9 protein-coding genes are annotated in these 8,436 nt (G+C 61.8%); 8 read left to right on the top strand and 1 reads right to left on the bottom strand.

Going from position 1 to position 8,436, the window contains the following annotated elements; translation table 11 throughout:
• The coding region (locus tag JNL55_RS28160; protein ID WP_293862551.1) for a LuxR C-terminal-related transcriptional regulator at window positions 1-1,891 on the top strand (1,891 nt) is incomplete at its 5' end.
• Here JNL55_RS28160 and JNL55_RS28155 read toward each other — a convergent pair.
• A complete protein-coding gene (locus tag JNL55_RS28155; protein ID WP_293862549.1) occupies window positions 1,888-2,298 on the bottom strand; it encodes a PaaI family thioesterase in 411 nt (136 codons plus the stop codon). The two genes, JNL55_RS28160 and JNL55_RS28155, sit on opposite strands and share 4 nt — an antisense overlap.
• 114 nt (window positions 2,299-2,412) lie before the next feature.
• On the opposite strand from JNL55_RS28155, the gene JNL55_RS28150 reads away from it, so the two are divergent.
• Genes JNL55_RS28150 through JNL55_RS28120 form a run of 7 tightly spaced genes read left to right on the top strand, consistent with a single transcriptional unit; the run spans window position 2,413 to window position 8,419 of the window.
• The gene (locus tag JNL55_RS28150) at window positions 2,413-3,576 is read left to right on the top strand and encodes an acyl-CoA dehydrogenase family protein (RefSeq protein WP_293862547.1); all 1,164 of its coding nucleotides are present in this window, start codon (window positions 2,413-2,415) and stop codon (window positions 3,574-3,576) included.
• 1 nt (window position 3,577) lies between these two features.
• Window positions 3,578-4,018: a hypothetical protein gene (locus JNL55_RS28145; protein WP_293862545.1), complete on the top strand. Its 441-nt coding sequence runs from the start codon at window positions 3,578-3,580 to the stop codon at window positions 4,016-4,018.
• Window positions 4,015-4,425, top strand: coding sequence for a MaoC family dehydratase (locus JNL55_RS28140; protein WP_293862543.1), 411 nt, complete (start codon window positions 4,015-4,017; stop codon window positions 4,423-4,425). The genes JNL55_RS28145 and JNL55_RS28140 overlap by 4 nt, the downstream gene beginning before the upstream one ends.
• Window positions 4,422-5,426 carry a quinone oxidoreductase family protein gene (locus JNL55_RS28135; RefSeq protein ID WP_293862541.1) on the top strand — a complete coding sequence of 335 codons (1,005 nt, stop codon included), beginning with the start codon at window positions 4,422-4,424 and terminating at the stop codon, window positions 5,424-5,426. The genes JNL55_RS28140 and JNL55_RS28135 overlap by 4 nt, the downstream gene beginning before the upstream one ends.
• A gap of 4 nt (window positions 5,427-5,430) precedes the next feature.
• On the top strand, window positions 5,431-6,207 hold the full coding sequence (locus tag JNL55_RS28130) for an SDR family oxidoreductase (protein WP_293862539.1): 777 nt from the start codon (window positions 5,431-5,433) through the stop codon (window positions 6,205-6,207).
• Between the two features lie 11 nt (window positions 6,208-6,218).
• Window positions 6,219-7,280 (top strand): aminoglycoside phosphotransferase family protein, encoded by a 1,062-nt coding sequence (locus JNL55_RS28125; RefSeq protein WP_293862537.1) that lies wholly within the window; start codon window positions 6,219-6,221, stop codon window positions 7,278-7,280.
• Window positions 7,277-8,419 (top strand): CaiB/BaiF CoA transferase family protein, encoded by a 1,143-nt coding sequence (locus JNL55_RS28120; protein ID WP_293862535.1) that lies wholly within the window; start codon window positions 7,277-7,279, stop codon window positions 8,417-8,419. Before JNL55_RS28125 ends, JNL55_RS28120 begins: the two co-directional genes overlap by 4 nt.
• Window positions 8,420-8,436 lie beyond the last annotated feature (17 nt).

The raw sequence follows: 8,436 nt of genomic DNA, 5'->3' as shown, positions 1-8,436 counted from the left end.
TCTGGATCGCTTCTGCCCGTCGCTCTGCGAAGCCGTGACCGGGCAACCGGACGCGACGCGACGCTTGTACGAGATCGAGCAGCGTGGCCTGTTCTTGCTACAGCTGGATCAAGAGCGACATTGGCATCGCTATCATCATTTGTTCGCCACCTTCCTGCAGCGTCGTCTGGACGAGTTCGATTCGCAGGCGAGCCGCGATCTGCATTTGCGCGCCAGCGATTGGTTCTGGGAAGCCGGCTCACCGGTGGACGCCATCGAGCATGCGCTGAAAGCCGGCGCGCAAGATCGTGCCGCGGACCTGCTCGAACGGCGTTGCCAAGAGCTGACGTACGTCGGCAAGGTGCGCCTGGTCAGCAAGTTCGCCGAGCAGATCCCCGAAGAGATCTTGCATCGTTATCCCGGCGTGCTGTTGACGCTGGCTTGGCGCCAGACCCGCGCGCTGCACTTCGAACAAGCGGCCGAGTTGATTCGCATCGCTGGTCGGCGCCTGGACGAAATGGCGGCGGGCAACGAAGTATCCACGGCTGAACTGCGTCGCCTGCGCTATCTCTATTTACATCGCGAGATGGTGTTGACCGCAGCTCACGATCAGATGGCCGATGTGGAACGCCGCTGTCAGCATCTGCTCGACGAGTATCCCGAAGAGCAACACCCTTATCTGAAGGGCACGATTTACGGTCACTTGCTGGCGGCGCGGCGTGAGCAGTACAAGCTGGCCGATTTCGAGAAGCTGTTCGCGACCGCCCATGGAATCATGAAGCGCTCCGTGTACAGCTTCGCGGCCGTCGGTCTGCAAGCCAGCATCGGGCCGTTCCTATTTCTGGCCGGCAAGACGTCCGCGGCGCGCGCAATGCTGGAGCAAGGCCGCGATGAAGGCGTGAAGTACAGCGGCCGTTTCTCCTCGGCCACCGCCGTGTGCTCTTTACCGCTGGCGGAGTTGGTCTACGAGAACAACGAGCTCGACTTCGCCGCGCAACTCATCGACGAAGCCATGCCATCGGCTGTGGGTTTTGGGTTCGTCGATCAGTTGGTGTCGGCGTTAACCACTCAAGCCAAGCTGCATCACGCGCGACGCGACGTGACAGCAGCCTTGCAAACGTTGGATGACGGCATGGCCATTGCTGTCGAGCGCGAGCTGGAGCGCCTCAAGCTAGCGTTGATTGCCGAGCGCGTGCGGTTGCTGATCGAGACTGGACGAGCCGACGATGCGATTCGTTATGCAGCGGCTCAAGGAATCGCAGCCACAGATCGTGCACCGACGCCGGGCGACGCTGTCACTAGCCGAGACGAATACCGCGCGATGATTTGGGTGCGAGTCGCGCAAGCCTCCGATCATTTATTCGAAGCTGCTACGGTGGCTCGTCAATGGCGCAGCTTCTGTGCTGCGCGTGGCGCCATCCTGTCGCTGATTCGCTGGGACATCTTGTTGGCCTGCCTGCACTTCACCAGCGGTAACAAATTGGCAGCCCAACGCGCATTGCGCGAAGCGTTGACGCACGGGGTGAATGTCCGCAGCTTGCGCAGCTTCATCGATGAAGGCGCGATCATGCGCACGTTGCTCGAATCGGTCGAATCCACCGACTCCAACCACCCGACAGATGCGTTCGCCGACGAACTGCTCGCCGTGCTTGACGGAGGCGATCGTGCAGCTCGCGCCACGCCGGCCGATTCGACCAGTGATGAAGGTTTGTATGGTCGCTTCAGCGAACGCGAGCGAGAGATCCTGACGCTGGTCGCCTCCGGCCTGCGCAACAAGGAAGTCGCCGAACGACTGGGCATGACCGAAGGCACCATCAAGTGGTACCTGCAGCAGGTCTACGACAAGATCGGCACGCGCCGTCGCCAGCGAGCAGTTGAACGTGCGCGGCAGTTCGGCTTGATCGCTTCCTAACGAGCGGCCACGTATACGCAACGACCGCTCGCCAGCAGCTTGCCTGTCACGCTGTTGATTTTCACGTCGCCGGTCGCAATTCGCGAGCCGGCCCGCAGTACCTGCGCCTCGATGATGAAGTCACTCTCGAACGCATTGGCGTGAAAGTCGACGCGCATGTCGATGGTCGGACCGGTTTGGCCCTTCACCGACAGAATGGCAGCAAACGCAGCCACGTCGACGATGCACGCGAAGATGCCGCCGTGAGTCATTCCCTGACCGCCTTCTAGCTCCGCCCGGGACGGCATCCGCAGCTCGACTTGGCCGGGGACGACAATTCTCGTGGCCTCGATCCGTAACCAACGATTGAACGCGCTGGCATGGATTCGCTGGTTGATGGCCGGCAGGTCGAGTGCAGAAGATTCCATGGCGCCAGTCTAAAGGCAGGCCCGTGGTGCTGCGCTATCTTTCGATAGGTGAAGCGTCACCGCGCGGACTCGACACTGCAAGCCTCACAAAAACGTAGGCTCGGGAGAAGCGTGTTGAACTTCGAACTTTCGGAAGAACATCAGAGCTTCCGCGACATGGTCCGCAAGTGGGTGGATCAGGAAGTGCCCAAGAGCTGGGCCCGCAAACTCGAGCAAGACGAGCACAACTATCCGTTCGAGCTGTGGGACAAATTTACCGAAGCCGGCTTTCATGGCGTCGGCATCGATGAGCGCTACGGCGGCCAGGGCGGCGATCTGATCATGCAAATGATTCTGGCCCGCGAGCTGGCACGCTCGCTCGGCGGCCTCGCCTGGATCTGGGGCATCACCTCGTTCGCCGGCGGCAAATCCATCGGCGTGTACGGCACAGAGGCGCAGAAGGAAAAGTTTCTTCCCGACATTACGGCCGGCAAGTTGCGCGCAGCCATCGCATTCACCGAACCCGGCGGCGGCACCGACGTGCTCGGCGCGTTGCGAACCGAAGCCGTGCGCGGCAACGGCGGCTGGATCATCAATGGCGAAAAGATCTGGAGTTCATCGGCGCATGTCGCCGACTATTTGCTGGTGCTGGCGCGCACCGACAAGAACGTCAGCAAGCGGCATCATGGCGTGAGCTTGTTCTGGATTCCTACCAAGGCCCCCGGCGTCAAGATCACACCGCTGCCCAAGCTCGGCATGCGCTCCATGGGCTCGTGTACCGTGCATTTTCAAGACACGTTCGTGGCCGACGATCTGGTGCTCGGCGAACCCGGCAAAGCCTGGTACATGCTACTGCCCACGCTCAACAACGAACGCATCATGGTCGCGGCCTTCTGCTTGGGCGTGCTGGATGGTGTGCTCGAGGATGCGCTCGACTACGTCAAGCAGCGCAAGGCGTTCGGCAAACTCATCGGCGAGTTTCAAGCCCTGCAACATTACATCGCCGACATCGCCACCTGGCGCCATCAAGTCGAACTCATGATGTTGCATTGTGCATGGTTGCAAATGAACGGCCGCAACGCGCACATCGAATCGAGCATGTTGAAGGTGACTGCCTCGGAGTATGCGAATCGTGCCGCCGACCTCGGCATCCAGATTCTGGGCGGCATGGGTTACTCGGCTGAGACCGACATGCAACGTTACTGGCGCGACTCGCGACTGTGGCGCATCGGCCCGATCACCAACGAGATGGCTCGTAACGTGATCGCCGAAGGCCTCGGCCTGCCACGCTCGTTCTGACATGGCTGGCGAGCATCCCCCAGAAGTCGCCGGTACTCGCTTGCCCGGCGGCGAGTACCGCATCAGTAGTGAAGAAAACCGCGCGCTCTGCGAAGCCCTGTTTACACAGCCTGCAGCGGACGGTCGAGCTCACGAAATCTACTCGTACATCGCCACTCAATCCGGAATGGGCGTGAGTGTCGATGGCTTGCTCGCGATCTGCGAGTTCGACGCTGCCGACGGCCCCATGCTCGGCAGCAGCAACAGCCGCTTCGTCGGCACGCTGCAGACCGATGTGACCTATCGAATTCACGGCACCATCCTGTCGCTCACTCGCAAGCAGAGCAAAAAACTCGGAGTGATGGACGTGCTGGAGTATCGACTCACGCTCGAAAGTCAGTCGGGCGAGCCGGTGCTCGAAGTCACCAACACGTGGATCTTGCCGCGGAGGAATCTCACATGATGGCTGTGGGAGATTCATTGCCGAGTTTGCGCATCGAGTCCATCAGCGCCGAGAAGATGCGGCAACTCGCCGACGTGCTGCGCGACCCCAACCCCATTCACCTCGATCCGGCGGCGGTGGCAAGACTCGGCCTCGGCAATCGGGTCATCAATCAGGGGCCGGCGAACCTGGCTTACATCGTCAACATGCTGCGTGCTGCGTTTCCGAAGTCGAGCCTGACTCAACTGGATGCCCGCTTCCTTGCCAACGTATTCGCCGGCGACGCCGTTGAAGCAGGCGGCCGAGTGACCTCAGTGACTCAAGTGCCCGAAGGCACACGCATTGCCTGCGAGACTTGGTTGAACGTCGACGGCCGCGGCCCGGCGGTCACCGCCAACGCGTCGTTGCTGCTTGGAGACCGGACATGAAAGCGTTGATGCTCACGCGCACGGAAGGCCCAGGTTCCGTCGAACTTCAAGACATTGAGAAGCCGACGCCAGCCGCCGGCGAAGTCCGTGTCGCGCTTCGTGCTGCCTCGTTGAACTATCGCGAGCTGTGGATCAGTCGCGGCCAGTATCCCGGCATGAAGTTGCCTTCCGGCTTGGGCGCAGATGGCGCTGGTGTCATCGACGCTGTGGGCTCGGGCGTGGACGCTGCAAACATTGGCCGCGAAGTCGTGCTCTATCCGGGCTTGGGCTGGGGTGACAACCCCAATTACCCTGGCAAGCAGTTCGCCCTCTACGGCATGCCCCTGCCCGGCACGCTGGCTCAATATATATGTGTGCCCTTGGCGAACGCGTTCACCAAGCCGGCCAGCCTGTCGTTCGAAGAAGCCGCCTGCCTGCCGACCGCTGGATTGACGGCGTGGCGAGCCATCAGCGTGAAGGCACGACTTGCTGCTGGCGAGCATGTGTTGATCACCGGCATCGGCGGCGGCGTGGCCACTTCTGCTTGCGCGTTCGCCGTTGCATCAGGAGCGAAGGTATTCGTCACCAGTAGCTCGGAAGAGAAGATCCGACGTGCCGAACAACTCGGCGCGGCCGGCGGCGTGGTCTATACCCAAGACAAATGGGGCAAAACCTTGGCGAAGGTGAGCGGCGGCATCGATGTGGTCATCGACGGCGCACCGGCCGGCTCGCTCTCACAATACATTCGGGCGTTGAACATGGGCGCACGCGTCGTGATCTACGGCTCGACCGGCGGTGTCGACGCTCAGTTCTCCACCCCGGATTTGTTCCTTCGCCATGCCACGTTGCTGGGAACGGCCATGGGCACGCTGGAGGACTTCGGCCGGATGCTAGACTTCGTTGGCAGCAAACAGCTGAAACCCGTCATCGATCAACGCTTCACGCTGGATCGTGCACGCGACGCGTTGCTGAGCCTGGAGAGTAATCACGGCATGGGCAAGATCGTCGTCACCATCGACTAATCTTATGCAAACGCTATTCGACATCGGCGGCAAGACCGTCCTGATCACCGGCGGCGTGCATGGCCTTGGCCGCATGATCGCCGAAGGCATGTTGCGCGCTGGGGCCAAGGTCTACGTCACCAGCCGGAAGGCGGATGCGGCGCAGGCAGCGGAACAAGAGCTGCGGCAGCTCGGAGATTGCGTGGCGATTGCTGCCGATCTGGCGACACCGGCTGCGGGAGTCGCGCTTGCGAATCAGATCAAGGAGCGCGAGCCAAAGCTGCACGCACTCATCAACAACGCCGGCAAGACTTGGGGCGCACCGCTGGAACAATTCCCCGACAAGGCGTGGGATCCTGTGTTTGCGGTGAACGTGCAAGGTCCGTTTACTTTGGTTCGTGAATTGCTACCGGCGCTGCAAGCTGCCGGCACGCAAGACGATCCCGCACGCGTCATCAACATCGGCTCGCTTGCTGGCAATGTGGTCGAGCGCATCGGTGCGTTCTCATACTCGGCCAGCAAGGCCGCGATCCATCATCTGTCGCGTGTGCTGGCCGCCGAACTCGCCGAACGACACATCACCGTCAACGTTGTCGTGCCGGGCTACTTTCCGACGCAGATGACGGCGCACATTCGCAAGGACGATGCGGAAGCGAACAAGTTGCTCGCTCGTATTCCGATGGCTCGCCTCGGTCACGAAGACGACATCGCGGGGTTGTGTATTTTCCTGTGCTCGCGTGCCGGCCGTTACCTCACCGGCTCGGAGTTGTACGTGGACGGCGGCATGTCCGGCTGCCGTTGACTAGGTAGCGGATGGTCTCACTGAATATGGTCTTACCGAACAGCCTCGAACAAGTGACCGCGGAGTGGCTCACCGCCGCTTTGAGTTCCAACTACCCCGGCGTGACAGTGAACTCGGTGTTTCTGGGCACGCAGATCGCCGGCACCGGCATGAAAGTGCGACTGCTGCTCGACTACAACGCCGCCGGGCACGCAGCGCGCCTGCCCGCGACGATGTGGATCAAGGGCGCCTTGCACGAGTATGCAAAGAACATTCGCGCGGCGTTTCAGCGAGAAGTGCTGTTCTATCGCGAGGTCGCGCCGCTCAACATTGTCCGTTCTCCCAAAGCTTACTTTGCTGAGTCCGATGCCGAGGCCGGTCAGGGCATCGTGCTAATGGAAGATCTGCTCGCGAGCAACGCGTCCTTCGGCGATCCGGTGAAGCCTGCTTCGGTGGAACTGGTAGCGCAGACGCTGAAGATGGAGGCGCGCTTGCACGGCCGTTGGTGGGGCAGTCCCGAGCTGAGCAAATTCGGCGAACGCGGCGGCTCGTTGCGCACCGATGGCGTGATCGATCGTCTCATGGCGCCGCCCAGCTGGAATGCAGCGATGGCGATGCCGCGTTCACGTGGCATTCCTGCAGCGTTGCGCGATGGTCCTCGCGTGCACGACGCGATTCATAAGATGCTCGCCGCCAACGACCGCATGCCCGAATGCTTGCTCCATGGCGACCCGCATTTAGGAAACATGTACTTCACCGCCGACGGCGCCATCGGCTTTTTGGACTGGCAACGCATGATGCGCGGTCCCTGGATTTGGGACGCCGCTTACACGCTCTGCGGCTTCTTGAGCATCGAGGACCGTCGCGCGCACGAACGAGAGCTGCTGGCTTCTTATCTGGACGAATTGAAACGAGCAGGTGGCGAACCACCGGCGTTCGACGTCGCCTGGCAGCTGTACTTGGCGCAGTTGTTCTACGGCATGGTGTGGTCGGTGGTGCCGCCCGGCACCCAACCCGAAGATGCCATCGAAAGTGTGTGCACCCGATTCGCCGTGGCGATCGACGATCACGACGCGTTCAAGGCCGTGCAATGAGTCCGTCCAGCTCGCGTGGCGGCCCGCTCAGCGGTGTTCGGATCGTCGAGGTCGCCGGCCTGGGGCCAGGTCCGTTCTGCGGAATGATGCTCGCCGACATGGGCGCCGATGTCATCACCATCGAACGCAGCACCGCCAGCGACACCCGCCACGAGCCGATCAACCGCAATCGAACTCGACTCGCGCTCGATCTTAAGAGCGATGAGGGCCGGCAAGCATTGCTACAACTGGTGACACAGGCCGACGTGCTGTTCGAAGGCTATCGACCCGGCGTGGCTGAGCGCCTGGGCTTCGGGCCCGACGTGTGCCTCGAGCTCAATCCGAAATTGGTCTACGGCCGCATGACGGGCTGGGGTCAAACCGGGCCCTTGGCCAACGCCGCGGGCCACGACATCAACTACATCTCGCTCGCCGGTGCGCTTCATGGCATCGGCCGTAGCGGCGAAAAGCCCGTGCCACCGCTCAATCTGGTCGGCGATTTCGGCGGCGGCGGCATGATGCTGGCCTTTGGCATCGTCTGCGCACTGCTGGAAGCGCAACGCTCAGGCCAGGGACAAGTGGTCGATGCCGCCATGGTGGACGGCTCCGTCGCACTGATGGCTATGAGCATCGGCTTCAAGGCCGGCGGCACGCATCCCGATGGTGTCGGAGCCAGCTTGCTGTCCGGCGGCGCCCACTACTACGACACGTACGAAACCAGCGACGGCAAGTTCATCAGCATCGGCTCGCTGGAACCGCAGTTTTTCGCCCTGCTCATGGACAAGCTGGACCTGAAAGGCAGCGACATCGCGCAGACCGGCATGACCGGGCCGCAAGGCTTCGATGCCAATGTCTGGAAAGAAATGAAGCCGCGCCTGGCCGCTATCTTCCGCACGCGCAGCCGCGATGAATGGTGCGCCTTGCTGGAAGGCACCGATGTTTGCTTCGCCCCCGTGCTGAGCTTGTCGGAAGCGCCGTTTCATCCGCATAACCTGGCTCGCCAGGCCTTCGTCGACGTGGGCGGTCAGCTGCAAAATGCCCCTGCCCCGCGCTTCAGCCGGACCCCGCCGGCCCAGCCGTCGCCAGCAGAGCAAGGGTCGACGGCTGTCGCGGCGCTACTGAATCGCTGGGGCATCGCCGCACTAAAGTCTGGCATCTAATTTCCTTATCTATCGCG

The sequence above is a fragment of the Steroidobacter sp. genome (genome assembly GCF_016790065.1).
In the GTDB taxonomy this organism is placed as follows: domain Bacteria; phylum Pseudomonadota; class Gammaproteobacteria; order Steroidobacterales; family Steroidobacteraceae; genus Steroidobacter.
The sequence above is the reverse complement of the archived record's forward strand: the minus strand, read 5'-3'. Positions and strand labels throughout refer to the sequence as shown.

Coding starts and splice junctions, on each gene's coding strand:
- JNL55_RS28120 (WP_293862535.1), top strand. CDS start 7,277: ATGAGTCCGTCCAGCTCGCGTGGCGGCCCGCTCAGCGGTGTTCGGATC.
- JNL55_RS28140 (WP_293862543.1), top strand. CDS start 4,015: ATGATGGCTGTGGGAGATTCATTGCCGAGTTTGCGCATCGAGTCCATC.
- JNL55_RS28145 (WP_293862545.1), top strand. CDS start 3,578: ATGGCTGGCGAGCATCCCCCAGAAGTCGCCGGTACTCGCTTGCCCGGC.
- JNL55_RS28130 (WP_293862539.1), top strand. CDS start 5,431: ATGCAAACGCTATTCGACATCGGCGGCAAGACCGTCCTGATCACCGGC.
- JNL55_RS28155 (WP_293862549.1), bottom strand. CDS start 2,298: ATGGAATCTTCTGCACTCGACCTGCCGGCCATCAACCAGCGAATCCAT.
- JNL55_RS28135 (WP_293862541.1), top strand. CDS start 4,422: ATGAAAGCGTTGATGCTCACGCGCACGGAAGGCCCAGGTTCCGTCGAA.
- JNL55_RS28125 (WP_293862537.1), top strand. CDS start 6,219: ATGGTCTCACTGAATATGGTCTTACCGAACAGCCTCGAACAAGTGACC.